Origin of the sequence: Allobosea sp. AAP35 (genome assembly GCF_001295925.1) — a bacterium.
Lineage (GTDB): Bacteria > Pseudomonadota > Alphaproteobacteria > Rhizobiales > Beijerinckiaceae > Allobosea.
The window spans coordinates 46,815-70,874 of record NZ_LJHQ01000045.1; the positions used below are offsets into that span (position 1 = coordinate 46,815).

The 24,060-nt window shown below is 66.4% G+C and carries 22 protein-coding genes and 1 pseudogene; 10 read left to right on the forward strand and 13 right to left on the reverse strand.

The features are described from left to right. Positions 1-41: 41 nt before the first annotated feature. Together IP69_RS15360 and IP69_RS15365 are read right to left on the reverse strand one after the other, a co-directional pair. Positions 42-950, reverse strand: coding sequence for a cell wall hydrolase (locus tag IP69_RS15360; protein ID WP_054143709.1), 909 nt, complete (start codon positions 948-950; stop codon positions 42-44). A gap of 359 nt (positions 951-1,309) precedes the next feature. Further along, positions 1,310-2,155, reverse strand: a complete 846-nt coding sequence (locus IP69_RS15365) for a MoxR family ATPase (RefSeq protein WP_054143710.1) — start codon at positions 2,153-2,155, stop codon at positions 1,310-1,312. Between the two features lie 492 nt (positions 2,156-2,647). Here IP69_RS15365 and IP69_RS15370 point away from each other — a divergent pair, with 492 nt between their 5' ends. The 3 genes and pseudogenes from IP69_RS15370 (at position 2,648) to IP69_RS15375 (ending at position 5,809) form a co-directional block, all read left to right on the forward strand. Then, on the forward strand, positions 2,648-3,637 hold the full coding sequence (locus tag IP69_RS15370; RefSeq protein ID WP_054143711.1) for a peptidoglycan-binding protein: 990 nt from the start codon (positions 2,648-2,650) through the stop codon (positions 3,635-3,637). Between the two features lie 109 nt (positions 3,638-3,746). Further along, positions 3,747-3,905 (forward strand): annotated as a pseudogene (locus IP69_RS21515) (IS5/IS1182 family transposase); the annotation flags it as partial. A gap of 113 nt (positions 3,906-4,018) precedes the next feature. Then, positions 4,019-5,809, forward strand: a complete 1,791-nt coding sequence (locus tag IP69_RS15375) for a cation:proton antiporter (protein WP_054143712.1) — start codon at positions 4,019-4,021, stop codon at positions 5,807-5,809. Here the strand turns inward: IP69_RS15375 and IP69_RS15380 are convergent. Next, positions 5,748-6,863 (reverse strand): glycosyltransferase family 1 protein, encoded by a 1,116-nt coding sequence (locus IP69_RS15380; RefSeq protein WP_054143713.1) that lies wholly within the window; start codon positions 6,861-6,863, stop codon positions 5,748-5,750. The genes IP69_RS15375 and IP69_RS15380 overlap by 62 nt on opposite strands. Next, on the reverse strand, positions 6,863-7,693 hold the full coding sequence (locus IP69_RS15385; protein WP_054143759.1) for a UDP-2,3-diacylglucosamine diphosphatase: 831 nt from the start codon (positions 7,691-7,693) through the stop codon (positions 6,863-6,865). The genes IP69_RS15380 and IP69_RS15385 overlap by 1 nt, the downstream gene beginning before the upstream one ends. Before the next feature lie 121 nt (positions 7,694-7,814). Between IP69_RS15385 and IP69_RS15390 the strand changes: the two genes are divergently transcribed. The 6 genes from IP69_RS15390 (at position 7,815) to IP69_RS15415 (ending at position 12,647) form a co-directional block, all read left to right on the forward strand. Continuing rightward, positions 7,815-8,594 (forward strand): SDR family oxidoreductase, encoded by a 780-nt coding sequence (locus IP69_RS15390; protein WP_054143714.1) that lies wholly within the window; start codon positions 7,815-7,817, stop codon positions 8,592-8,594. Positions 8,595-8,813: 219 nt separating this feature from the next. Further along, positions 8,814-9,743 (forward strand): DMT family transporter, encoded by a 930-nt coding sequence (locus tag IP69_RS15395; protein WP_054143715.1) that lies wholly within the window; start codon positions 8,814-8,816, stop codon positions 9,741-9,743. Positions 9,744-9,878: 135 nt separating this feature from the next. Then, positions 9,879-10,499: an XRE family transcriptional regulator gene (locus IP69_RS15400; RefSeq protein WP_054143716.1), complete on the forward strand. Its 621-nt coding sequence runs from the start codon at positions 9,879-9,881 to the stop codon at positions 10,497-10,499. A gap of 106 nt (positions 10,500-10,605) precedes the next feature. Next, the gene (locus IP69_RS15405; protein WP_054143760.1) at positions 10,606-11,667 is read left to right on the forward strand and encodes an SDR family oxidoreductase; all 1,062 of its coding nucleotides are present in this window, start codon (positions 10,606-10,608) and stop codon (positions 11,665-11,667) included. Positions 11,668-11,758: 91 nt separating this feature from the next. Then, a complete protein-coding gene (locus IP69_RS15410) occupies positions 11,759-12,127 on the forward strand; it encodes an antitoxin Xre/MbcA/ParS toxin-binding domain-containing protein (RefSeq protein ID WP_054143717.1) in 369 nt (122 codons plus the stop codon). Then, entirely contained in the window at positions 12,114-12,647 is a 534-nt protein-coding gene (locus tag IP69_RS15415) for an RES domain-containing protein (RefSeq protein WP_248306851.1), read from the forward strand. The genes IP69_RS15410 and IP69_RS15415 overlap by 14 nt, the downstream gene beginning before the upstream one ends. A gap of 29 nt (positions 12,648-12,676) precedes the next feature. On the opposite strand, the gene IP69_RS15420 is transcribed toward IP69_RS15415, so the two are convergent. The 8 genes from IP69_RS15420 to lysM all read right to left on the reverse strand — a co-directional run bounded on the left by IP69_RS15420 (position 12,677) and on the right by lysM (position 20,720). After that, the gene (locus IP69_RS15420; protein WP_054143718.1) at positions 12,677-13,618 is read right to left on the reverse strand and encodes a cytochrome c; all 942 of its coding nucleotides are present in this window, start codon (positions 13,616-13,618) and stop codon (positions 12,677-12,679) included. Positions 13,619-13,783: 165 nt separating this feature from the next. Then, a complete protein-coding gene (locus IP69_RS15425) occupies positions 13,784-14,215 on the reverse strand; it encodes a cytochrome c (RefSeq protein ID WP_054143719.1) in 432 nt (143 codons plus the stop codon). A 129-nt stretch (positions 14,216-14,344) separates the two neighbouring features. Continuing rightward, positions 14,345-16,654 (reverse strand): xanthine dehydrogenase family protein molybdopterin-binding subunit, encoded by a 2,310-nt coding sequence (locus IP69_RS15430; RefSeq protein WP_054143720.1) that lies wholly within the window; start codon positions 16,652-16,654, stop codon positions 14,345-14,347. A gap of 117 nt (positions 16,655-16,771) precedes the next feature. Further along, positions 16,772-17,086 carry a rhodanese-like domain-containing protein gene (locus IP69_RS15435; RefSeq protein WP_054143721.1) on the reverse strand — a complete coding sequence of 105 codons (315 nt, stop codon included), beginning with the start codon at positions 17,084-17,086 and terminating at the stop codon, positions 16,772-16,774. An 18-nt stretch (positions 17,087-17,104) separates the two neighbouring features. After that, positions 17,105-18,424, reverse strand: coding sequence for a TRAP transporter large permease (locus tag IP69_RS15440; RefSeq protein WP_248306852.1), 1,320 nt, complete (start codon positions 18,422-18,424; stop codon positions 17,105-17,107). Continuing rightward, positions 18,421-18,927, reverse strand: coding sequence for a TRAP transporter small permease subunit (locus tag IP69_RS15445; RefSeq protein ID WP_054143722.1), 507 nt, complete (start codon positions 18,925-18,927; stop codon positions 18,421-18,423). The genes IP69_RS15440 and IP69_RS15445 overlap by 4 nt, the downstream gene beginning before the upstream one ends. Before the next feature lie 8 nt (positions 18,928-18,935). Further along, positions 18,936-19,988: a TRAP transporter substrate-binding protein gene (locus IP69_RS15450; RefSeq protein ID WP_054143723.1), complete on the reverse strand. Its 1,053-nt coding sequence runs from the start codon at positions 19,986-19,988 to the stop codon at positions 18,936-18,938. A gap of 288 nt (positions 19,989-20,276) precedes the next feature. Continuing rightward, complete coding sequence (gene lysM, locus IP69_RS15455) at positions 20,277-20,720, reverse strand: peptidoglycan-binding protein LysM (protein ID WP_054143724.1); 444 nt, start codon at positions 20,718-20,720, stop codon at positions 20,277-20,279. A 199-nt stretch (positions 20,721-20,919) separates the two neighbouring features. On the opposite strand from lysM, the gene IP69_RS15460 reads away from it, so the two are divergent. Beyond that, complete coding sequence (locus tag IP69_RS15460) at positions 20,920-21,354, forward strand: heme-binding protein (protein ID WP_054143725.1); 435 nt, start codon at positions 20,920-20,922, stop codon at positions 21,352-21,354. 49 nt (positions 21,355-21,403) lie between these two features. On the opposite strand, the gene IP69_RS15465 is transcribed toward IP69_RS15460, so the two are convergent. Next, on the reverse strand, positions 21,404-23,902 hold the full coding sequence (locus tag IP69_RS15465; protein ID WP_054143726.1) for a hypothetical protein: 2,499 nt from the start codon (positions 23,900-23,902) through the stop codon (positions 21,404-21,406). Between the last annotated feature and the right edge of the window lie 158 nt (positions 23,903-24,060).

Below are 24,060 nucleotides of genomic sequence, written 5' to 3' on the forward strand. Positions count from 1 at the left end.
GAGAGGCACCATGCGATCGGCGGCAGCAATACAGGAGGCGATCAGTCCAGCTTCAGGCTGCCGCGCAGGGCCTTGGCGTCAAGACCGCGGCTGTCGAGCATGAGCGAGGCGAGCCGGGCATCCGGCCTGGCCGGCACGACGGCGGCGGATGCGGTCTTCCGCGGCAGGTCGAGATCGAGCGGCCGTCCGGGCGGCAGCGGCGCGGTGACGAGCTGGTTTGAGGCGATGGCGACGGGCGCGACCGCCATTTCCGGCGCGAAGGCCAGCGGCGCGGTGGCAAACGAATTCGGCACAGAGGACGCCGTGGTGGTGGCGAGAGGCGCGGAGACGCTGGCGAGTTGGTAGCTGGGCTCCTCGATGCGGCGGCGCTCGGGCCGCTCGCCCTTGACGTAGAAGGCGTTGCCGCCGGCCACCGTCACATAATGCATGTTGGCGTAGGAAAAGCGCAGGCCGGCCATGTGGAAATGCTTGGCGTTCCCGACCGACTCGTTGCGCTTGCCAGCCAGGATCGCCTCGGCGGCGGCCTCGACCCGCGGCAGGTCGCGGGCGGCCATGGCGCGGGTCAGCACGCCCGGCGCGAACTGGCGCGGCGCGCCGACGACGCCGCAGATCGTCTCGGGGTATCTCGGTGATTCGACCCGGTTCAGCACGACCGTGCCGACGCCCAGCAACCCGCTGTCGCTCGACCGGTTGGATTCGAAATACATCGCGCGGACGAGGCAGTCCTTCTCGCGCGGATCGGCCTTGGCGAGCTCGATGGCGCGCTTGCGCACGTCCTGGGGCGTCTTGGCTGCGGGAGCGGCCTTGGCTGCGGCCGTCTTCAGAGGCGAGGTGCTGCAGGCGCCGAGCGCCGGAGCCGCCAGGACCATCAGCAGCGGGATCGCCTTGCGGCGGTGGCGGCGGAGAGGGCCCGTGGAACGGACGGCTTCGGCGGCGATCGTGGCGCGCATCGAGCGGCGGCCTCCTGTTGATGGGCGTCGGGCTGCCGCAGACGGCATCCCCTCGTCACCCGCAAGGAATGCGTAATGTCTTAACAGGAAGTTAGTGCGGGAAGGAAGGGGCCAGATCGAAGGCCGGCCCTCTGCCTCTCGCGACGGCTGTCACCCCAGCCCTCCTGCCCATTCCTGCCTCTGTCATTCCAGACAAGCCGCAAAGCGGCGCCGCTCCGGAATCCATCATAGAGATCAGCGCCCTACGATGGATTCGGGGACTTCGCTTCGCTCGCCCGGAATGACGGCGCGGGTGTGTCTATCCGGCGAGTGCCAAACTTCGCCCTCAGGACGAGGGCTGAGGGAGGTCCCGCGCCCCCTCACCGTCCCTCTCGCCGCACCATGAACGCCAGCTTCTCGAACAGCGAGACATCCTGCTCGTTCTTGAGCAGCGCCCCATGCAGCGGCGGGATCAGCTTGCGCGGATCGCGCTCGCGCAGCATCTCAGGCGTCATCTCGTCGGCGACGAGCAGCTTGAGCCAGTCGAGCAGTTCGGAGGTCGAGGGCTTCTTCTTGATGCCGGGCACCTCGCGCACCTCGAAGAACAGCTTCAGCGCCTCCTCCATCAGCCGCTTCTTGATGCCGGGGAAATGCACCTCGACGATCGCCTGCATCGTCTGCGTGTCCGGAAAGCGGATGTAGTGGAAGAAGCAGCGGCGCAGGAAGGCGTCGGGCAATTCCTTCTCGTTGTTGGACGTGATGATGATCACCGGCCGGCGCGCGGCCCTGACGGTCTCCCCGGTTTCGTAGACATGGAACTCCATGCGGTCGAGCTCGAGCAGCAGGTCGTTGGGGAACTCGATATCGGCCTTGTCGATCTCGTCGATCAGCAGCACGGGCCGCTCGGGGGCGACGAAGGCCTCCCAGAGTTTGCCGCGCCGGATGTAGTTCGCGATGTCGGAGACACGCGGATCGCCGAGCTGGCTGTCGCGCAGGCGGCTGACCGCATCGTATTCGTAGAGGCCCTGCTGCGCCTTGGTCGTCGATTTGACATGCCAGGTGATCAACGGCGCCCCGAGCGCAGCCGCGATCTCCTCGGCCAGCACGGTCTTGCCGGTGCCGGGCTCGCCCTTGACCAGCAGCGGCCGCTCCAGCCGGATCGCGGCATTGACCGCAACCGTCAGATCCTCGGTGGCGACATAGTTCTCGGTGCCGGTGAAACGCATGCGGTAGCCTTCTGACCAAGCTTTCTGGAGAATGTCGGCGAAGGCTAACCCAGGATGCAAGCGACGGGAAACCTTCGACCAGATGGCTCGACGCAAGCCGCACTGGCCAACACGACGCTGAGAAGACGAAACGAAGCTGGATTGGGGAGCACAGGTGATCCCTGCATCCGGCCCGGCGGGCGGCCGCGCATTCGGAATCACGGGCGCGATCACGCCCACCGGGGGGCGGTCAGATTAGCATCGTGGCGTCGCCTTACAGGCGGCTGCCTTTCGACTTTGGATCGGCTCGCGTCGTTGATCCGACGCCTTTTGAATCACGCCAACGCCGGCTTGGGAATCCTGCTCAAACACGCTCTCAGTAAGTGCTTCTAAGTCTATGGCAGTAGGCATTCCCTTCCGGCATTTCGTCATATAATTTTCGTCCTGCCGGTCCAGCTTGCGGGTCGATGATGCGCGCGACTGTCACTTCCTCCATGTCATGAGGACAGGCCGATGCCACTCCAGTCGAAAGAATTCTCCGGCGATCCGCGCTTGGAAGCCTGCGCGGTCGCAGATTCCAGTAATGTAAAGCAAGGGGCCATAGGCGCTTTCGTCGGCAAGATCCAACAGGCGCTGATCCGGCTTGGCGCTGCGGCCATCTCGCCAGACGAGTTAACCCAGATGCGTTACGGGCCGTCGACGGCTGCCAGCGTCCGGAGTTTCAAGACAGCGCGCCGGATCCTGAATTACGCTGGCCGGATCGACGATATCGTCGGCAAAAAGACAGTCGCCGCGCTCGACCAGGAGCTCGCATCCATTGGCCCTCTGCCCCCGGCCCCGCCCTCGCCTCCCGTTCCGCCTCCGCCACCCGGGCCCCCGAAGGAGTTCATCGTCCATGACGTCCGTCTGTTCGGCTGGAAGCCGCTCGGCGATGTGCTTGAAGTGAACGGCGACACACCGCTGCAATGGATGATCGACAATGTCATCAAGCGGGGTGATGCCGCCGGCGGCAATCTGACGCTGAAAATCATGTCGCACGGCCTGCCTGGTTTCGTGCAGTGCTGCCGAGGCGCCTTTCAACATCCCACTTTGTCGGCTCGGGTTGTCGATCCCAAAAAGGGCAACCTTTACATCGGCCCCGGGAAGAGCGGGATATCCCGAACGGATCTGGCCCAGCTCGAACAATTGCGTGGCAAGGTCAAGCGCATCGAATTCCATAGCTGCTTGGTCGCACGGATCGGACCGTGTTCAGAAGCCAATGGCCACGCCAGTTATGACGGCAACGAATTCTGCTACCAACTTGCTCAGCGCACAGCCGCCGAAGTCGCCGCCTCCATCCATCTGCAATTCTATTGGCAGGGAACGCAGTCAGGCGGCATGCATTTCGGCAACTGGAACGGCCTCAGGTTCACCTGGGGACCTGCTGGTAACATCATAGATACAAAGCAGTTTGCCTACAACGAACTGACCGGCCCGCCGCCGCCTGGATCGCCGGCGACCTGAGCGCCGGAGTTGAGCGCTATCGGCAGGTTGTGAGCCCTGCTTGGTACTGAAGCAAATGGGGTTTCCGCTGGCCTCGACCGTTGTCGCCCAAGCCGAGCGTGATCGGCGTCGCCGCTGGGTGGGCCAGCAGCCAATCGCATGGCTCGGACGCTGCCGCCGCCTCGCGAGGGACTGGGAGAAATCGATCGAAAGCGCCACCATTTTCGCTCAAATCGCCAGCATCCGCATGCTCACAGGACGCATCGCAAGACATTGCAAACCTGCGTGAACGTCTGAAGCAGGTTCTTGGACCGCGACAACGCCGCGAAGGTTGTGTTGCGGCGCACCGGACCGCACAGTCTCGCGGTACCATCTCTCTTCCGAATCGCAGAGCGCGCCGCCTTGGCCGGAACCGTCGATCCTTCCGTCTACAAGGACGCTGTCGTCGTGCTCGCGACGGCCGGCGTGATCGTGCCTTTCGCCAAGAGCTTCAAGATCAACTCGGTCGTCGCCTTCATGGCCTGCGGTGCCCTGCTTGGCCCTTTCGGCCTGGGCGGGCTGGTCTCCTCGGTTCCGTTGCTGAGCACCATCACCGTCTCCAGCGCCGAGGCGCTGGCGGGACCGGCTGAACTGGGCGTCGCCTTCCTGCTCTTTGTCATCGGGCTGGAACTGTCGTTCGAGCGGCTCAAGACCATGCGCCGCCTCGTCTTCGGGCTGGGCCTGGGCCAGGTCGTACTCTCTGCGGCCGCGATCGGCGGTGTCGCGTTCGCGCTGGGCCAGCCGGCGACGGCGGCGCTGATCATCGGCTTTGGCCTCGCTTTGTCCTCCACCGCGATGGTGGTGGAGCTGCTCTCGGCCAAGAAGCGCATGACCTCCTCGGCCGGCCGCGCCAGTTTCGCGGTGCTGATCTGCCAGGATATCGCGGTCATTCCCCTGCTCTTTCTTGTCAGCGTGCTCGGCGCGCAGGACGGCAGCGGCTCGCTGCTGGCCGGTCTGGTTCAGGCCCTGTTTCAGGCCTTTGCTGCGATCGCCGCGATCGTGCTGGTCGGCGGGCGGGCGCTGCGGCCGCTGTTTCGCCTGGTCGCCTCGACCGATTCCTCCGAGAGCTTCATGGCGGCGACGCTGCTGATCGCGCTCGGCACCGGCATGATCGCCGCGGCGGCCGGGCTCTCGATGGGGCTGGGCGCCTTCATCGCAGGCCTGCTGCTCGCCGAGACGGAATATCGCCGCGCCATCGAGGTCACGATCGAGCCGTTCAAATCGCTGCTGATCGGCGTGTTCTTCCTCACCGTCGGCATGGGCGTCGACCCGGCGCAGCTCGCCGCCCAACCCCTGGCCATTCTCGGCATCGCGGTTGGCCTGTTCGCCGCGAAATCCCTGCTCGTCTTCGGTCTCGCCCGTTTTCTGCGCCTGTCGAAGGCGACTGCGGTTGAGACCGCGATCATGCTCGGCCCCGGCGGCGAATTCGCCTTCGTCCTGCTCAATGGTGCGGTCGCGGCCAAGCTACTGGACCAGCCCGCCGCCAGCCTGGTGCTGGCTGGCGTGTCGCTGACCATGGTGGCGCTGCCGCTGCTGGCAAGGCTGGCCCGCAGCCTCACCCTGAAGCTGGCCGTGCCGGTGATCCTGCCCGACGAGGCCAAGGTGCTGCCGCCGCTCGACCATTCGGCCCGGGCCATCGTCGTCGGCGGCGGCCGTGTCGGCCAACTCGTTGGCTCGATGCTGGAGGAGCACGGCAAGCCTTATATCGTGATCGATTCGGACGCTTCGCTGATCGCGGCGCAGCGACGGGCGGGGCGACCGGCCTTTTATGGCGATGCGACCCGGCCTGATTTCCTGCGGCTCTGCGGCATCGAGGAGGCCACAGCGCTGATCGTGACGATAGACAATCAGCGCGCGGTCGATGCCACCGTGCTGGCGGCGCGCGAGCTCAAGCCCGATCTCGTCATCGTGGCCCGCGCGCGCGACGCCGATCATGCGCGTCATCTCTACAGGATCGGCGTCAACGATGCCGTGCCTGAGACGATCGAGGCCAGTCTTCAGCTGTCGGAGGCCGCGCTGGTGGGGCTGGGCGTGCCGATGGGTTTCGTCATCGCCTCGGTGCATGAACGGCGGGACGCTTTCCGCGCCCTCCTCAAACCGGCAGACGCCGCGGCCCCAGCCCTTCCGCGGGATGCGCGCTCGCGAAGGCTGTGATCCCCGGCTGCGGCGCCACGGCCACCCCATTGCGGGGCAGGCGCCCCGCATGTTGGCTGACGACCTGCGCGATATGGCCGTAAAACTGCGCGGCGCTGCGGTCCCAGCTGTGGCTCGCCGCAAGTTCGAGGCAGATCTCGCGCGGAATCCGCAGCGCCTGCAGCGCCGCCGTCCGCAGATCCTCGTTTAGCACGGCAGCCCCGCTGCCGGCAAAGACGTCGCTGGGCCCCTGCACCGGGAAGGCCGCAACGGGCAGGCCGCTCGCCGCCGCCTCCAGCAGAACGATGCCAAAGGTGTCCGTCAGGCTCGGGAACACGAAGACGTCCGAGGACGCATAGATCGCCGCCAGATCCTCGCCCTCACGCGTGCCCAGGAAGGTCACGTCGGGAAAGGCCTTCTGGAGATCGGCGCGGGCCGGCCCGTCGCCGACCACGACCTTGCTGCCCGGCAGCCGCAGGGACAGGAAGGCGTCGAGGTTCTTCTCGACCGCGACGCGCCCAACGCTGAGGAAGATCGGACGCGGCAGGTCGAGCACGCTTTGCGGGCGCGGATGAAACAGGGAGAGATCGACCCCGCGCCCCCAGCGCACGATTTTCTCGAAGCCGTGCTGGCGCAGCTCGCTTTCCACAGACGCGGTCGAGACCATCACGGCAGCCGCCGGCCCGTGGAAGCGGCGCAGGAAGCCGTAGCTCCAGCTTTCGGGAATCGGCCAGCGCGCCGCGACATATTGCGGGAAGCGGGTGTGGTAGCTCGTGGTGAAGGGCCGCTTCTGGGCGAGGCACACCGCCCGGGTCAGCCAGCCGATCGGCCCTTCGGTCGCAATGTGGATGTGGTCGGGCCCGAAATCGGCGATACGCTCCGCCAGCGCCCGCCGCGTCGCAAGCGCGATGCGGATGTCGGGATAGCTCGGCAGGCCGATCTGGCGAAAGCCTTCCGGCGTCAGCATTTTAGGCGTGACGCCGAAAGCGGGCCCCGCCTGCACCATTCGTTCCAGCGAGCGCACGACGCCGTTGATCTGCGGACGCCAGGCATCCGTCGCGATCATGACGCGCATCAGGCGGCCTCGACGAGCGCTGGCACCGGCAGAGGCCGGGCCGGAACGACGACAGGCACCGGGGCCTCGCCCTTCTGGCGGCCCTGCGGCCAGCGGATCATCTCGAAGCGGCCATCGTGATGCTCGATGAAGGCCGTGCAGCTTTCGACCCAGTCGCCGGTGTTGATATAGGTCAGCCCGTCGATCTCGCGGCACACGGCGTGGTGGATATGGCCACAGATGACGCCGTCGGCGTTATGCCGGCGCGCCTCGCCGGCCAGGCAGGTTTCGAACTCGCCGATATAGTTGACCGCGTTCTTGACCTTGAGCTTGGCCCAGGCAGACAGCGACCAGTGCGGCAGGTTGAGCAGGCGGCGAACCTTGTTGATCACGGCGTTGGACGCGAGCGCGGCCGTGTAGGCCCAGTCGCCGAGCAGGGCGAGCCATTTGGCGTTGCGCACCACGAGATCGAACAGATCGCCATGGATCACCAGGAAGCGCTTGCCGTCGGCGGTTTCGTGGATGACCTCGTCGACGAGCGTGATCCCGCCGAACTGCAGCCCGGTGAAGTCGCGCAGGAAATCATCGTGGTTGCCGGTGACGTAGATCAGCTTCGAGCCCTTGCGAACCTTGCGCAGCAGCTTCTGGATGACGTCGTTGTGGGATTGGGGGAAGTACCAGCCGCTCTTCAGCCGCCAGCCATCGATGATGTCGCCGACCAGATAGATCTGAGGGGCGTCATAGTCTCGCAGGAATTCCAGAACCAGATCAGCCTGGGCACCGCGCGTGCCAAGGTGAAGATCCGAGATGAAGATGCTGCGGACCTGCTTCGCGTCGTCCTCGTCGCCCATGCCCGGCCCATCCTGTTGCGATGCGTCCGGCATGTGTCTGATTTGCGTTGCGCTTTGATGACGGCGCTGACGATCCGTGGTCTGTCTGCGGTTCAAGGCACGAAGCCTTTGGAGAAATGCCATGGATTTGGGAATTTCCGGCCGCACGGCCATTATCTGCGCCTCCAGCAAAGGACTTGGCCGTGGCTGCGCGCAGGCGCTGGCCGAGGCCGGTTGCACCGTCGTGATCAATGGCCGCGACGGCACGACCCTCGAGGCGACGGCGAGCCAGATTCGTGCCACCACCGGCGCGACGGTCCTCACCGTCGTCGCCGACGTCTCGACCCGCGCCGGGCAGGAGGCCCTGCTCGCCGCCGCGCCGCAGCCCGACATTCTGGTGAACAACAATGGCGGGCCTCCGCCCAAACCGTTTCGCGATGTCTCTCGCGAGGCATTGGTGGAGGGTGTCGTCCAGAACATGGCGACGCCGCTCGAACTGGTTCAGGCCGTGGTCGACGGCATGATCGCGCGCCGCTTCGGGCGAATCATCAACATCACCTCGGCGAGCGTGCTGACGCCGCTGCCGGGTCTCGACGTGTCATCGGCGGCGCGCGCCGGTCTGACCGCCTTCCTGGCGGGCGTCGCCCGCGAGGTCGCCCATGCCAATGTCACGATCAACAACATCCTGCCGGGCAGTTTCGACACGGACCGGCTGAAGAGCGGCCTGTCGAAGATGGCGGCCAACGAGGGCATGAGTGTCGACCAGATGGCAGAGGAGCGCCGCAAGGACGTGCCCGCCGGCCGTTTCGGTGAGGCCGACGAGTTCGGCAAGCTCTGCGCCTTCCTCGCCAGCGCCCATGCCGGCTACATCACCGGCCAGAACCTGCTGATCGACGGCGGCGCGTTCCGCGGCAGCTTCTGAGGCCAGCGGTTTCTTACCCCTCAGCCCTCATCCTGAGGAGCCGCGAAGCGGCGTCTCGAAGGATGAGGGCTGAGGGAACCGTTGCGAAGAAAACGAGCCACGCGCCCGCCCGCCGCGTGGCGGGGTTGCAGGCTTGGCGCTTTGAGGCCTCGGCCCGGCATGGTCTAACCGCGATACGGCGGCACCGCCGCCCTTTGCTCCTCCCACCGCGCCGGTCCCTTGTCCCCTCTCCTCGGCATCAGCCTGAAACTGCTCTCGGCGCTGTCCTTCACGCTGATGTCGGCCGGCATCAAGCATATGTCGGCGCAGTATCCGACCGGGGAACTGGTCTTCTTCCGCTCCTTCTTCGCGCTGATTCCCCTGTTGATCTGGCTCGCCTGGCGCTCCGAACTCCCGGGCGCGCTCAAGACGCGCAATCTGCGCGGCCACATGAAGCGCGGCGTCATCGGCTCGACCGGCATGTTCTGCGGCTTCGCGGCGCTGCAGTTCCTGCCGCTCTCGGATGCGGTGGCGCTCGGCTACGCCGCGCCGCTCGGCGTCGTCGTACTGGCGGCGCTCGTGCTGAAGGAGCGCGTGCGGATCTATCGCTGGAGCGCGGTCACGGTCGGCTTCGTCGGCGTACTGATCATGCTCTCGCCGCATCTCTCCGGCGGAACCCTGTCGCAAGGGTTGCAGGGCGGGCCGGCGCTGGGCGCCGCACTCGGCCTGGCCGGCGCCTTCTGCTCGGCCTTTGCCTCGATCGAGGTGCGTCTCCTGACCAAGACTGAGCCGACCGGGGCGATCGTGTTCTATTTCATGCTGCTGACCAGCGCGCTCGGCCTGATCACGCTCGCCTTCGGCTGGCGCATGCCGGACCTGACGGAGGCTGCCATGCTGGTGGCGATCGGTGTCCTCGGCGGCTTCGGCCAGATTCTCCTGGTCCAGGCCTATCGCTTCGGCGACGCCTCGCTGATCGCGCCCTTCGAATACTCGACCATGATCTGGGCCGTGCTGATCGGCTGGTTCGTCTTCGGGGAATGGCCGGTCTCGACCATCCTGATCGGGGCGGCGATCGTCATCGCATCGGGAATCTACGTCATCCTGCGCGAGCAGCGGCTGGGCCTGTTGAAGCGCGAACAGCGCGAGATCAGTTCGACACGCTCGACCTGAACGCGACATGCGTGCCCATCGGGGCTCCGCGCGCGGCTGCGGCTTGCCCCTCGCGGCTGCAACGGGCATTGTCCGCCAGGACAAACAATCGTTCGCTTGTGCAAACGATCCAGCAGGTGAGGCAGGCCAGACAGCATGGGTATCGAGACGAAAGAGCGTGGCGGACGCGAGTTCGAATCCGGGGCTCACGTCATCTCGGGCCAGCTCGGCAAGACGATCCAGCGCCTGCGCAAGGCGTACAACTTCTCGCTGTCGGAGCTCGCCGAGCAGTCGGGCGTCGCCAAGTCGATCATCAGCCAGATCGAGCGCAACGAGACCAACCCGACGCTGGCGACGATCTGGCGGCTGTCGCAGGCACTCGACATCTCGATCGAGCGCGTGCTCTCCAGCGGTGAGGAAGAGCCCTTCATCGACAAGACCGCGCGCGCCGACACCCCGATCCTCGTCTCGGAGGACGGCAAGCTGAAGCTCGCCATCGTCGGCTGGATCAAGACCGTCGAATGGCTGCAATGGTACGATGTCCAGTCCGAGCCCGGCGGCGAACTGGACTCAGAAGGCCACCAGCGCGGCTCGATCGAATCGCTCTCGGTCACCTCGGGCGAGTTCGAGGTCGAGGTCGGCGACATCATCCAGCGCGCCAAGGCGGGCGAAACCCTGCGCTACCGCTGCGACCGCCGCCATGTCGTCCGCTGCGTCGGATCGACGCCTGGCACCGCCATGATGGTCTGCATCCTCAAGGCGGCGGTGATGGAGTAGGGCCGGAAGCTCTGCATGAACCTCCCATCCTGCGTCTCTTCGGCAGCGCACCATTGCCCCTGAGGGCAACCGTGACCAGTTGAGGCTGATCGGACAGGAGAACGATATGCCTCATACAGCTTTGGTGGTGGGATCGAGCGGGATCGTCGGCAGTGCGATATCGGCCTTGCTGGCATCGCAGGGGCATCAGGTGCTTGGCCTCGCCCGGCGCCCCACCCCGCAGGACGGCGTCGCGGCTGTCGCAGCCGATCTGTCCGACCCTGCCTCGCTGGCTGCCGCTCTCGAAGGCCACGCGCCGGAACGCGTCTTCATCACGACCTGGTCGCGCCAGGCCACCGAAGCCGAAAACATCCGCGTCAACGGCGCGATGGTCCGCAATATGCTCGAGGCCCTGCGCCCGGCCGGCAGCGTCCAGCATGTCGGGCTCGTGACGGGCCTCAAGCACTACCTCGGCCCGTTTGAGGCCTATGGCAAAGGCGTGCTGCCGCAGACCCCCTTCCGCGAGGAGCAGGGTCGTCTCGACGTCGAGAATTTTTACTACGCCCAGGAGGACGAGGTCTTCGCCGCGGCGGCGCGGGACGGATTTCACTGGAGCGTCCACCGCCCCCACACCGTCATCGGCCGGGCCGTCGGCAATGCGATGAACATGGGCACGACGCTGGCGGTCTATGCCACGCTCTGCCGCGAGACCGGGCGCCCGTTCCGTTTTCCGGGCTCGGCCATGCAGTGGAACGGCCTGACCGACATGACCGATGCGCGGCTCCTGGCGCAGCACATGCTGTGGGCCGCCACGACCCCCGCCGCCCGCGACCAGGCCTTCAACGTCGTGAATGGCGACGTGTTTCGCTGGAGCTGGATGTGGGGCCAGATCGCGCGCTGGTTCGAGCTCGACGCCGCGGATTTCGACGGCACGGTCCTGCCGCTGGAAACGCAGATGGCCGACGACGCACCGCTCTGGCGCGAGATCGCGACCCGCGAAAGGCTGGTCGAGCCGGATCTGGCGCGGCTGGCCTCGCCCTGGCACACCGATGCCGATCTCGGCCGGCCGATCGAGGTGGTGACGGACATGGGCAAGAGCCGGAGGCTCGGCTTCACCGGCTACCAGCCGACCGACGACGCCTTCTTCGATCTGTTCGCGCAGCTGCGGGCGGAGCGGCTGATTCCGTAAGGTGACGGACAGCCGCCGGCTCCACCTTGCAGAGCGCCGAAGTGCGGCGCATATTGGACACGGATTGATCACCCCCTGCAGGATTTGCGACATGTCGGCGGCCTTTGAGCTGAGCGCAGCCAGCTTCCGCGAAACCGGACAGCCCTATCTCTCGGCGCGACGCGTCTCGGAGAAACTCGGTCTGCCGCTGACCGAGATCGCGGCGATGATTGGTGTCGCCCGCACGACGCTGACGGCCAAATCAGGCTTGCGCAAGGTCGACGCGGCCCTGAGCCCGCTGGTTCGGATCATCGCCATGGCCGCCGAAATGGCCGGCGACGAGGGCCGCGCCGCGATCTGGTTCAAGCATCAGCCCCTGCCAGGATGGGGCGGCAAGACCGCTTTGGATCTGGTGCGCGAGCGCAAGAGCGACCGGGTTCTCGATTATCTCGAATCGGTCCGCGCGGGTGTCTATTCCTGAACCCGGCGAAGCCGCGAACCTGGTTCTGTGGCGCGCCTACGTCCCGCGCTGGTCTTACCTGCCGCTGTCGGGCGTAGGCGCGGCGCGTTTCGGCGGTCGCTGGAACCGGATGGGCCGCCCTTGCCTCTATGCCGCCTGCGAACTTTCAAGCGCCTGGGCGGAATACAACCAGGGCTTCGTGCAGCATCCCGCTTTGATTGCGCAGCTTGAGGTCCAACGGGTTCGGCTCTTCGATCTGACCCTTCCGGAAGCCCTGGAGGCAGCAGGCGCGGCGCCCGACATCCATCGCATCGCCTGGCGCGCCGAACTCGACGCCGGACGAGAGCCCGCGACCCATATTGTGGCAGAAAATATCGAGACGGCGGGGTGGGACGGCGTGATCTACCCCTCATTCATGTCGCCCGGTGGCCGCTGCGTCGCCCTTTGGCGATGGAACGCCGGCGCGGGCGACGCCCGGGTTTCCGTCATCGACCCTGAGCAGCGCCTGCCGACAAGCCCGGCTTCATGGCACGAACCATAACGTGAGTGTCAGCCGCGCGGTGTGTACTCTCACCCGCCCACCTTCACCGGCCTCGCCGGGCCCTGCACCGCCGGGAGCGACTTCAGATACTCCGCCATCGCCTGGCGGTCGGCCTCGGGCAGTTGCGCCGTGTTGCGCACCACCGCCGCCATCGTGCCGCCGACGCTGTCGTATTCGGGCGTGAAACCGCTCTTGAGCAGTTCGGCGATCTCGGCCTTTGACCACTTGGCGAGCCCGCTATCAGCCTGGGTGATGTTGGGCACGAAGCCCCTGCCCTCGGGATCAGGCCCGCCGGCAAAGCGCGTCGCCTGGACGATGGCGCCCAGCGCATTGCGGTTGGAGTGGCATTCGGCGCAGTGTCCCGGCCCGTTCACCAGATAGGCCCCGCGATTCCACTCCTCGCTCTTCGTGGGATCGGGCACGAAGGACGCGCCTTCGAAGAACAGAAGCTTCCAGCCGCCGACGATGCGGCGGATGTTGAACGGGAACGGCAACTCATGCGCCGGCGCCCGGCCCTCGACGGGGTTGAGCGTGCGGATATAGGCCAGGAGATCGGCGAGCGCCTTGGGCGGCATCAGGCGATAGGAGGTATAGGGAAAAGCCGGATAATAGTGCTGCCCCTGCGGCGAGACGCCCGCCGCCATCGCATCGACAAAATCCTGCACACCCCAATTGCCGATGCCGTCGCGCGTATGCGGCGAAATGTTGGGGGCATGGAAGGTGCCGAAGGGCGAACCCAGCGCCAGACCACCGCCGAGTCTGAGCTTGTCGTCCTGGTTGGGCGTGGCGTGACAGGAAGCGCAGCCGCCCGCCGCAAACAGCAGCCTGCCATTGTCGAGATCGGGCGTGCCCAGCGTTCCGATCTCCGGAGACGGCGAGACGATGCGCGGATCGGTGAGGACATAAAAGCCAGCGAATGCGACGGTCGCCAACAGGAGGAGGGTGACCAGCAGACGGCGCAGACGCAGCATGTCAGTTCTTCCCCGAGGCGTCGATCAGGCGCGGATCAGCCGCGCGATGGATACGTTGATAACGCATCCCGCACTGGAAAGCTCCCGCCCGGCCGCATGCGGGCGGACGCCCCCCGGAGGCCGTCCGCTCGCCATCATGCCGAGCGGCGACATGCGCAGCCGCACTCACTTCTTGATGCGATAGACCTCGTGGCAGGAGCCGCAGTTCTTGGTGACGTTGCCGAAGGCCGTGCGGAAGCCGGCCAGGTCCGTCGCAGCGCCGACGGCAGCGGCGTCCGTCTCGAATTTGACGAAGGCGGCTTTGAAGCCGGCCTGATCTTCCCAGATCTTCGGAGCGGCCGTGGTTTCGCCGCCGGTCTTGGCGCTGTCGGGATAGAGACCCGGCACCTTCTTGGCCGCGTCGATATAGACCTTGGCGATGGCCTGGGCCTTCGCCGCCTCGAACGGCGCCTCGCCCTTGGCGATCGCCGCGCCGTCGCGCGTGGCTCCACCGACGGCTTTCATCGCGTTGCGGCGTTCGGTGATCGGGTCGGACTGGGCGAGGACGGCGGTGATGCCCAGTCCCAGAACGGCGGCGACAGCGATGGTGCGGATCATGGCGCTTCCCTAAGAGTTCGGTCGCCGGAGTGGCGCCGATTGGAACCATTCCAGATCAACCGATCCCAACGTCGGCGCCAAGTGCCATTCGCGTGAGCAGTCTTGCGGCGACGCAAGGCTACCCTTGCGTCAGAGCCGATACCCCGCCTCCTTCAGCGCGTTGAACACCTTGAGCGGCGTCGCCGGCATGTCGATCGCCTTGATGCCCGCAGCCCGGTCGAGCGCATCGACCATTGCGTTCATCACCGCCGGGCAGGCCCCGATCGCACCGGCCTCGCCCGCGCCCTTCACACCCAGCGCATTCGTGACGCAGCGCACATTGCGCGTCTCGAAATGGAAGTTGGGGATGTCGATGGCGCGCGGCAGCGCATAATCCATGAAGGTCGCCGTCAGCATCTGGCCCGACGAATCGAACTTGATCTCCTCCATCAACGCCTGGCCGATGCCCTGCGCCGCGCCGCCATGGACCTGGCCCTGCAGCATGATCGGGTTCAGCGTCATGCCGAAATCGTCGACCACGACATAGTTGACGATCTCGGTCGCGCCCGTCTGCGGATCGACTTCGAGCTCGCAGACATGGGTGCCGTTCGGATAGGTCGCCTCCGGCGGCTGCCAGCTCTGATGAACGCGCAGCATCGCCGTCGTCGCGCCCGGCAGCGCGGCGATGGCAGCGAGGTCGAGCGCCTTGTCGGTGCCGACGACGCGGACCGCCCCATCGACGATCTCGAGATCGCCGATGCCGGCCTCGAGTTTCTCGGAGGCGAGCTGCTTCAGATTGTCCGACAGGATCGCGGTGGCCTTGTCGAGCGCCGCGCCGCCGACCGGAATCGAGCGCGAGCCGCCGGTGCCCGAGCCGGTCTCGACCTTGTCGGTGTCGCCCTGGATCACGCGGATGCGGTCCATCGGAATGTCGAGATGCTGCGAGACGAGCTGCGAATAGGCGGTCTCATGGCCCTGCCCGTTCGACTGCGTGCCGATCAGAACGGTGACCATGCCGTCCTTCTCCAGGATCACCGTCGAGCTTTCCGGCCCGCCGCCGCCGCAGGCCTCAATATAGCTCGCCATGCCGATGCCGCGGATCTTGCCAGCCTTGTTGGCGGCCTTCAGCCGGGCCTTGAAGCCGTTCCAATCCGCCACCTCCATGGCGCGGCGCATATGCCCCTCGAACTCGCCGGAGTCATAGACGGGCCCGGTCTGCGTCTTGTGCGGCATCTCGGTCGGCTTGACGAAGTTGAGCGCACGCACCGCATCGGGCGTCTTGCCCGTCTCGCGTGCAATGGCATCGACCAGCCGCTCGATCAGATAGGCAGCCTCCGGCCGGCCGGCGCCGCGATAGGCATCGACCGCCATGGTGTTGGTCAGCACGCCGCGGAAGCGCACATGCACGGCGGGGATGCTGTAGCAGCCCGGCGTCATCGTCGTGCCGACCCAGGGGATGAAGGGCCCATATTGCGAGAGATAGGCGCCCATCTCAGCCGCCAGATCGACCTTGAGGCCGATGAACTTGCCGCGCTTGTCCAGCGCCATCGTGGCGGTGGCGAGATTGGCGCGGCCATGGGTGTCGGCCAGGAAATGCTCCGTCCGGTCCGCCACCCAGCGCACCGGGCGCTTCAGCTTCTCGGCCGCGACCATCGTCAGCGGGTATTCGCGGTACATGAAGATCTTGGTGCCGAAACCGCCGCCGACATCGGGCGTCACCACACGGATGCGCGAAGGATCGACCTTCAGGATGCTCTTGGCGAGGATGTCGCGCGTGCCGTGGCTGCCCTGGCTGCCGAGCGTCAAGGTCCAGCGCTGCGTCGGCTTGTCATATTCTGCGATGCAGGCGCGCGTTTCCATATAGTTGGAGGCGAGCCGGTTGTTGACGATCGTGACCGAAACCGTGCGGTCGGCCCCGGCGAAGGCGGCGTCGGTCTTTGCCTTGTCGCCCTGCTGCCCTTCGAACGCGACATTGCCCGGCCGGTCCGGCCAGATCTGCGGCGCCTTGGGGTCAAGCGCCTCCTCGATGCCGGTGACCGAAGGCAGGCTCTCCCACTCGATCTCGATCGCCTCGGCGGCGTCGCGAGCCTGGTCCAGCGTCTCCGCGACGATGAAGGCCACCGCCTCGCCGACGTGGCGCACGATGTTCATCGGCAGCACGGGCACGGGCAGCGGCGTCACCGGCTCGCCCGAGACCGTCTTGATCAGGCCCTTGCAGGGCAGATCGCCGAGATGGGCGACATCCTCGCCGGTCAGGATCAGCTTGACCCCCTTCATCGCGCGCGCCGCCTGCTTGTCGCGGATGGTGAAGGTGGCATGGGCATATTGCGAGCGCAGGACGAAGGCATGCAGCGCGCCTTCGACGGCCGTGTCATCGGTGTAGCGACCCGTGCCGGTCGTCAGGCGCTGGTCCTCGACCCGGCGCACCGGCTGGCCAAATCCGAATTTCATGGGGCGCATGGTCGGTATCCTTCAGAAGAGGTCGAACGAAAGACTGGAACAGGATCGAAGTTGCGTCAGCCCCGGCAAATGGCGTGCCGCGATGCGCCGGGCGCAAGGCGAAGGATCGGGTCGCGCTCAGGTTGCGACAGGCTCGCCCTGCATCACCCAATCCCGGAAGCCGCCGAGATAATGGCTGTCGACGTCGAGCCCGGCCGACTGCGCGAACTCCATCGCCCGCAGCGACCGCACCCCGGCGGCGCATGAGAGGACGATCCGCTTGCCGGGCTCGTTGGGCAGGTCGGCGGGGTCGAAGCGCGAGAGCGGGCGCGACACCGAGCCCGGAATATGTCCGGCGGCGAATTCATGCGGCTCGCGCACATCGACGAGGAGGATCGAGCCGTCGGACAGCCCGGTCTTGATGTCGTCGATGTCGAGATCATTCACGGTCAAGGCAGCGGCTCCGCAGTCTCACTCCAGCAGCTTCACCAGATAAAGCGTGAGCGCCGGAAATGCCACCATGATGCCGAGCCGGAGAATGTCGGCGGCGACGAAGGGCAGAACGCCGCGATAGATCCGGGTGATCGGCACGTCGCGCGCCAGCGAGGCGACGACGAAGACGTTGAGCCCGATCGGCGGGCAGGTCATGCCGATGCCGACGACGATCAGCACGAGGATGCCGAACCAGATCGCGACATCGTCGGCGGGCATGCCGAAATCGAGCGCCATCACGATCGGGAAGAACACCGGCAGCGTCAGCAGGATCATGGCCAGTTCGTCCATGACAGCGCCCAGCAGGATATAGATCGCCAGCAAGCCGATCAGGACGGTGTAGGGTGCATATCCGGCCGCCGCGATCATCTCTGCGGCGGCGGTGGGCACCTGCGTCAGGGCGAGGAAGGCGTTGAAGACCTCGGCGCCAAGCAGGATCGCGAAGATCATCGCCGAGGTCTCGGCCGTCTGCAGGATCGCCTGCCCGATGCCTGATAGCCAGAGCGTGCCGCGCAGCACGCCGATCAGCAGCATGACGAAGGCTCCGACCGACGCCCCCTCCGTGGGCGTGAACACGCCGCCATAGATGCCGCCGACCACGATGATCGCGACGATCAGCGCCGGAACGACGCCCAGCAGCGGACGGATGCGGTCGCGCCAAGCGACACGCGGCTGGGCCGGACCCCACTCGGGATGGCGCCGCGTCATCAGCGCGATTGTGACGCAGTAGAACACCGCCGCCATCAGCCCGGGGATCAGCGCCGCCTTGAACAGCTTGGCGATGTTCTGCTCGGTCGAGATCGCGTAGACGACGAGGATGACGGAGGGCGGGATCAGGATGCCGAGCGTGCCGCCGACCGCCACCACCCCGCAGGAAAAGCCCGGATCGTAGCGGTAGCGCCGCAGTTCCGGCAGCGCCGCGCGCGAAAAGGTCGCGGTTGTCGCAACCGCCGAGCCGCAGATCGCGCCAAAGCCGGTGCAGGCTCCGATCACCGCCATGCCAAGCCCGCCGCGCCGATGCCCGACGATCGCCGATGCCGCCTTGAACAGATCGCCCGCCAGCCCGGAACGCTCGGCGAAGGCGCCCATCAGCACGAAGAGCGGGATCACCGATAGCGTGTAGTTGGCGAAGATCTGGTAAGGCGTGGTGCGGATATAGTTCAGGAACGGATCGAGCCCGTTGAGCTGGATGTAGCCGACACCGCCGACCAGCATCATCGCCAGCCCAATCGGCAGGCGCAGCGCCATCAGCGCCAGCATGACCGCAAAACCGGTGGCGGCGATCGCAAAACCGCTCACGCGGGCGCCCTCAAAAGCCGCGCTGCGCTGACGACGGCACAGGCCGCGACCAAAGCCGCGAGCGCCGAGCAGAGCCCGATCGGCAGGTAGCTCGGGATCTGCAGCACCATGGTGTTCTCGCCGGTGGAGAAGGCGGCGGCCGCGCCAACCGAAAGCCGCCAGGCAACCAGCGCCATCACCAGCGCATAGACGATGTCCCAGCCCGCATCGATCCGGCGCTGCCACACAACGGGCAGTTTCAGCGTGAAGGTATCGACGAAGATGTTGCCGCGCCGCAGCTGGCACCAGGGCAGAAAGCAGAAGGCGGCAAGCGCGGTGGCCATCTGCACCAGTTCGAAATCGCCGGGCACCCCGGCAGCTCCCACGAGATCGCTGCGCAGCGTCACGCTGATGACGACGACGACCGAAAGCGCGATCAGCAGCGCGCCGCCGAGCAGGGCAATCCCTTGCACTGCCCGGTCGAAGCCCGACGGCGCGCTGTCCTCACCCTGCTGCCGCGCCATCGTGTCCGTCAGGCCGCCTTCTCGTGCTTGGCGAGGGCCGCCCGCGCATCGGCCAGCAACTTCTCGCCGTTCAGCCCCTTCTCCTTGGTCGTCTTCAGCCAGGTCTCGATCACGGGCTCGGTGGTCTTGCGCCAGCGCGCAGCCTCCGCCTCCTCAAGCACGGTGATGGTGTTGCCGCGCTTGCGGACCATGTCGGAGACGGCAACCGCCTGCTCGTCCCAGACCTTGCCGGCCATGCCGGCCGCGGCCGCACCGGAATTGCGATCGATGATCGCCTGCAGATCGGGCGCCAGCGCCGCATATTTCGCCTTGTTCATCGCCAGGATGAAGGTCGCGACATAGAAGGTCGGCGAGCCCGGAATCTCGGTGTGGAACTTGACCAGCTCCTGCACCTTCACCGAGGGCACGACCTCCCAGGGGATGACGGCGCCGTCGATGACGCGCTGCGCCAGCGATTCCGGCACCTGCGGCACCGGCATGCCGATCGCGTTGGCACCCAGCGCCTTCAGCGCCTCGCCGGCCAGCCGCGTCGGGAAGCGCAGCTTCAGACCCTTGAGGTCTTCCATCGTCTTCACCTGCTTGTTGGCATGGATCAGGCCGTGATCATGCGTCCAAAGGCAGATCGGATGAACGTCCTTGAGCTCGTCCTTCAGGTTCTGCTGGGCGTATTCGGTGAGCGCCAGCGAGTTCGGCAGCGCCCGCTTGTTGGCGACGAAGGGCAGCTCGAACGCCTCTAGCCCCGTAAAGCGGCCCGGCGTATAGCCCGGCAGCGTCCAGACGATGTCGGCCACGCCGTCGCGCGCCTGGTCGAACAGCTGCGGCGGCGTGCCGCCGAGCTGCATCGAGGGGAAGATGTCGATCTTGATGCGCCCGTTCGATTCGGCGGCGACCTTGTCGGCCCAGGGCTTCAGGAATCGCGCATGGCCCACCGCGACCGGCGGCAGGAAGTGATGCATCTTCAGCGTCACCTCCTGCGCATCGGCGCGCGTGGCGCGCAGCACGGCCGGCATGGCCACGGCCGAACCGGCCAGTGTCAGGAATCGACGGCGATCGAATGTCATGGCGTCCCTCCAAGGATCTCGCTTCTGCGATTGTTCTAAGGCGCGCCACGCCCGAGAGGGCGAACGCATCCGCGATGCTTTGGTCGATGATAGCATGTTCGGCGACGGCGTTTAGACTCCCCATGCACGCTCGCTCAACGTCAAGACGGATCGTTGCCGACGCAACCAATTCCGTCAAGCGCCGGCTGCGGGCGCAGTCAGCGCGACGCGTCAATTCCCGACGCGACGCCGAAAAAAAGCCGCGTCCTGGCGGACGCGGCTCATTCATGTTCAGAATGCGATGGCGGTTCAGGCCTTCGGCGGAATGCGCAGCACCCAACCCGGCTGGATCAAGTCAGGATCCTTGACCGGCGGCGTATTGGCCTTGACGATTTCGGTGTATTTCGCGCCCTGCCCCTTGCCGTAATGCTCTTCGGCGATCTTCCAGAGCGTGTCGCCCTTCTTCACCGTATAGAACACCGCAGCCGCGACCTCCTTGGTCACGGCGAGCTCGGACTCGACCGAGGCCACGCCGATGGTGTTGCCGAGCGCGAGGATGATCTTCTCGGCCTCCTCGGTCGACACGGCCTTGCCGGACACCTTGACCTTGTCGCCGTCGATCGAGATCGCGACGTCGGACGGCAGCCCGTGGCCCGCCAGCTCCTTCTGCAACTCCTCGGCCGTGGCGGCCTTGGCGGCGCTCGAGCCGAAGATCTTGGCTCCGGCTTCCTTGATGAAACTGAACAGACCCATGACGATTTTCTCCTTACGTTGGGACTCCCATCAACGACTCTTGAGATGATAAGTTCAAGACGGCGGGCCCTTTTTGCGTAAAACTTTGTGCTCGGACCGGCTACGCACGAGGTCGTCTGCGAGCCGCCGCGCGGACCGGCCCTTTCGCCGCGCGCTGCGGGCTGTCACAAGCGCTGATCGAACGATCGATCGGAGCTTTATGTCCATGCTGACCCTCGTCCAGGCCCAGGCCATCCTTGCCGCCACCCTCGCTCATGCCGATGGGGCCGGCTTCAAGCCGCTCGTCATCGCCATTTTGGATGCTCGCGGCGCACAGAAGCTCCTCGCCGCGCAGGACGGGACCAGCCTGAAGCGGGCCGAGATCGCGCTCGGCAAGGCCCATGGTGCGGTGGCGATGGGCATCGGCTCGCGGGCGCTGCACAAGATGGCGCTGGAGCGGCCTTATTTCGTCGAGGCGGCGACCCATGCGGTCGGCGGCTCGCTCGTGCCGGTACCCGGCGGCGTCCTGATCCGCGATGCGGCAGGCACCTTGCTCGGCGCCGTCGGCATTTCCGGCGACACCTCCGACAATGACGAGGCGGCAGCACTCAGCGGCATCGCGGCGGCGGGTCTTGTGGCCGACACCGGCGCCTGAGCGTTTCAGGCGGCGGACAATTCCGGCCGTCCGCTCCGGGACGGTGCGCTCAGTGCGCCTGAGCCGATGACACCATCTCGCTCACGGCCGTCATCGGCGCGGGGCCGAGACGCAGCGAGTCGCGCACCTGCTGCGAAGGCCCTGACAGCATGGAGGGAAGCAGGCGCGAGCTTTCCGCCACCAGCGGATCCTCGCGCAGAGGCGGCAGGGGCAGCAGATCATCACCCTCCTCGACCGGCGTCGGGCTGATTCGCTCGCGCAGTTCGGCCAGCGCGCCCTCGACCGGGTTGAAGCTGAAACGCACCTTGTGGGTGCCGGCCGGCACCTGGACGGCGCGAAACAGCACATTCGCCTTGAGGATCTCGGTCTCGACCCCGTCGACCGTGGCCCGCCACCAGGGATGCCAGATGTCGTTGAGCACGACGAAGCCGGCTGTCGCAGTCGTGACCTCGATCTCGATCTCGGTGTTCTCGTAGCGGCTCAATCGAATATCGGCCCGTGTCGGGGACGGTCCTTCTGGCATGGCCAGGGGCGGGTCGACCTCAAGCAGCACAGCCTGCTGCGGATCGACCTCAGGCCAGCGGCCGCTTTGCTTCATGCCGTCGAAATCGGCGAACGCCCAGCCGCCGACGAACTGCACCCGCGGCAGGGCCCGCGGGTTCTCGTAGACATAACCCTGCTTCGTGCGCGCGATCAGCCGCAGATCGCCATCCCGCAAGGCATGATCGACCTGTTCGATCGGCACGGGCGATGCGATGTATCGCAGCCCCAGCAGGTTCGCGAGCCGGCACCGATAGGAGGGAAACAGCGGCGTGAACTTGCGCTGGTCGGGCCCGGCGATGGAATCGCGCGTGCCGACCGCATCCGAGAAATCAGCCAGCCGCAGCGGGTTGTAGCCGAGCGTATGGTCGAAGCCATGGACCATGCCGGCATTGGGCCATTCGAAGCCCAGCCCCAGCAGTTCGACCCGATCGCGCCGCGGCGAGCCGGCGGGCTGGGCGGTCAGTTGCTTCAGCACCTGCACGGTTTCGTTGCGCGTCTCGGGAAGCAGCACGTCATAGATCTCGGGCGCCAGCGCCGTCGATTCATTGGGCCCGTTATTGACACCGAGATCGGCCGCGACGACGCCGGTGACCAGCGTCGCTGCCACGAGCGGGCCCAGCCCGCCGCGCATGTGGCGCAGGCCCTGGAGCAAAGCCAGGCCCAATCCGAACCAAAGCCCGGCGAAGGCCACGGGTCGCCATGCCGCCGCCAGCCGATCGTTCTCGACCGAGACCACCAATACGGCGGCCGCAAGGACGGCAAACAGGCCCCCCGCCCAGAACAGGTCCCGTTTCGTCAGCCTGATGGAGGCTTCGGTGAACAGCCGGTGCAGCACATATCCGGCCAGGACGGCGCCCAGGGCGCCGATCAGGAAAGTGGCGTCGGCCGGCCGGCGAAAGGCATTCACGCCCGGCAGGTGATGGTAGAAAAACGCGAAGGCGGGCGTGTAGCGGCCAATCGCGAACACGGCCATCAGCGCAAACAGAATGGTCAGGCTGCGGATGCCCCGGTCCCAGAGCCAGCCGCGGCTCAACCCCGGCACGACCAGCAGCAGAACCGGCAGAGCCCCGAAATAGACCTGCCCCATGTTCTGGGACAAAAACAGTTCCTTGGCATTCCAGCTCGGGCTGTAGGGCCCCCAGAATTCGACTTTGGGGTCCTGCGCGCCGAAGAGATCGGCGACGAAGGCCGTCAGCAGCGAGGCCGGATGCAGCGAGCCCCGCCCGGCCTCGACCAGATCGACAGCCGGCCGGGTCGTGGCTTCCGCAAAGAGCCAGGTCCACAGCAAGGGCAAGGCGATCACGGCCAGGCCGGCCAGCGCCGCGACAGCGCCAGGCACCAGGCTGGCGCGGAAGGCGGCCCAGCCGCCCACGAGCCAGTGCGCCACCACCATGCCGATCAGCACATAGGCGCCGAGCAGCGCGACCTGGTCGGGCTCGACCATCATCAGCCCGGCGGCGAGGCCGGCCAACGCGCCTGCCCCCGCAGAAGATCGCTGCAGCATGCGCGCCGTCAGCCAGAAGGCGGTGGCGAAGAAGGCAAGGCTGGCGATCTGGCCGACATGCTGCACCCGCCAGGCGGCCGAGGCGCCGAAGGCGAAGACGATCGCCGCCATCAGCCCGCCGGCCGGATGCCAGTTGCGGTCGCGGAAGAACATCATCAGCGCGAGCCCACCCGCCAGCAGATGCGCCAGCACATAGGCATCGACCGCGCGGAAGCTCGGCGAGGGCGAGAGCAGCGCGAGGATGATCGCGGGCGAGAAGATCAGCGACTGGGGGTCGGCGACCTGCGGCGAACCGCCGAAGACATTATGCGTCCAGAACGGCGACTGACCCGAATGCAGCGCCTGCGCCAGAAACTGGATCTGCGCCTGGAAATGCGCCTTGGCGTCGAAGGGAATCGTGACCGCGCCCGACAACCAGGGCCAGCACAGCACCGTCCAGACACAGATGAAGGCAATGGCGGCCAGCGGATAGCCGGCGCCCTTCTTCAGAAGCGTGTTCAAGCGGACCCCCCGGTCCCCTCAGGCTTGGACGTCTCCGGATTCGGAGACAGCCTCCACCCTGTCGTTGCCGGGACCATGCCGGTGGGCACGTGAACTGAAACTGAATGGAATCACGAAAAGGTGATCGCCGCCGCAAGCCACGTCAACGAAGGCTACGG

What these genes read in the sequence shown, in the direction of transcription:
- IP69_RS15360 (WP_054143709.1), bottom strand. Translation starts at nt 950, where the DNA reads ATGCGCGCCACGATCGCCGCCGAAGCCGTCCGTTCCACGGGCCCTCTC.
- IP69_RS15365 (WP_054143710.1), bottom strand. Translation starts at nt 2,155, where the DNA reads ATGCGTTTCACCGGCACCGAGAACTATGTCGCCACCGAGGATCTGACG.
- IP69_RS15370 (WP_054143711.1), top strand. Translation starts at nt 2,648, where the DNA reads ATGCCACTCCAGTCGAAAGAATTCTCCGGCGATCCGCGCTTGGAAGCC.
- IP69_RS15380 (WP_054143713.1), bottom strand. Translation starts at nt 6,863, where the DNA reads ATGCGCGTCATGATCGCGACGGATGCCTGGCGTCCGCAGATCAACGGC.
- IP69_RS15385 (WP_054143759.1), bottom strand. Translation starts at nt 7,693, where the DNA reads ATGGGCGACGAGGACGACGCGAAGCAGGTCCGCAGCATCTTCATCTCG.
- IP69_RS15390 (WP_054143714.1), top strand. Translation starts at nt 7,815, where the DNA reads ATGGATTTGGGAATTTCCGGCCGCACGGCCATTATCTGCGCCTCCAGC.
- IP69_RS15400 (WP_054143716.1), top strand. Translation starts at nt 9,879, where the DNA reads ATGGGTATCGAGACGAAAGAGCGTGGCGGACGCGAGTTCGAATCCGGG.
- IP69_RS15405 (WP_054143760.1), top strand. Translation starts at nt 10,606, where the DNA reads ATGCCTCATACAGCTTTGGTGGTGGGATCGAGCGGGATCGTCGGCAGT.
- IP69_RS15410 (WP_054143717.1), top strand. Translation starts at nt 11,759, where the DNA reads ATGTCGGCGGCCTTTGAGCTGAGCGCAGCCAGCTTCCGCGAAACCGGA.
- IP69_RS15420 (WP_054143718.1), bottom strand. Translation starts at nt 13,618, where the DNA reads ATGCTGCGTCTGCGCCGTCTGCTGGTCACCCTCCTCCTGTTGGCGACC.
- IP69_RS15425 (WP_054143719.1), bottom strand. Translation starts at nt 14,215, where the DNA reads ATGATCCGCACCATCGCTGTCGCCGCCGTTCTGGGACTGGGCATCACC.
- IP69_RS15430 (WP_054143720.1), bottom strand. Translation starts at nt 16,654, where the DNA reads ATGCGCCCCATGAAATTCGGATTTGGCCAGCCGGTGCGCCGGGTCGAG.
- IP69_RS15445 (WP_054143722.1), bottom strand. Translation starts at nt 18,927, where the DNA reads ATGGCGCGGCAGCAGGGTGAGGACAGCGCGCCGTCGGGCTTCGACCGG.
- IP69_RS15450 (WP_054143723.1), bottom strand. Translation starts at nt 19,988, where the DNA reads ATGACATTCGATCGCCGTCGATTCCTGACACTGGCCGGTTCGGCCGTG.
- lysM (WP_054143724.1), bottom strand. Translation starts at nt 20,720, where the DNA reads ATGGGTCTGTTCAGTTTCATCAAGGAAGCCGGAGCCAAGATCTTCGGC.
- IP69_RS15460 (WP_054143725.1), top strand. Translation starts at nt 20,920, where the DNA reads ATGTCCATGCTGACCCTCGTCCAGGCCCAGGCCATCCTTGCCGCCACC.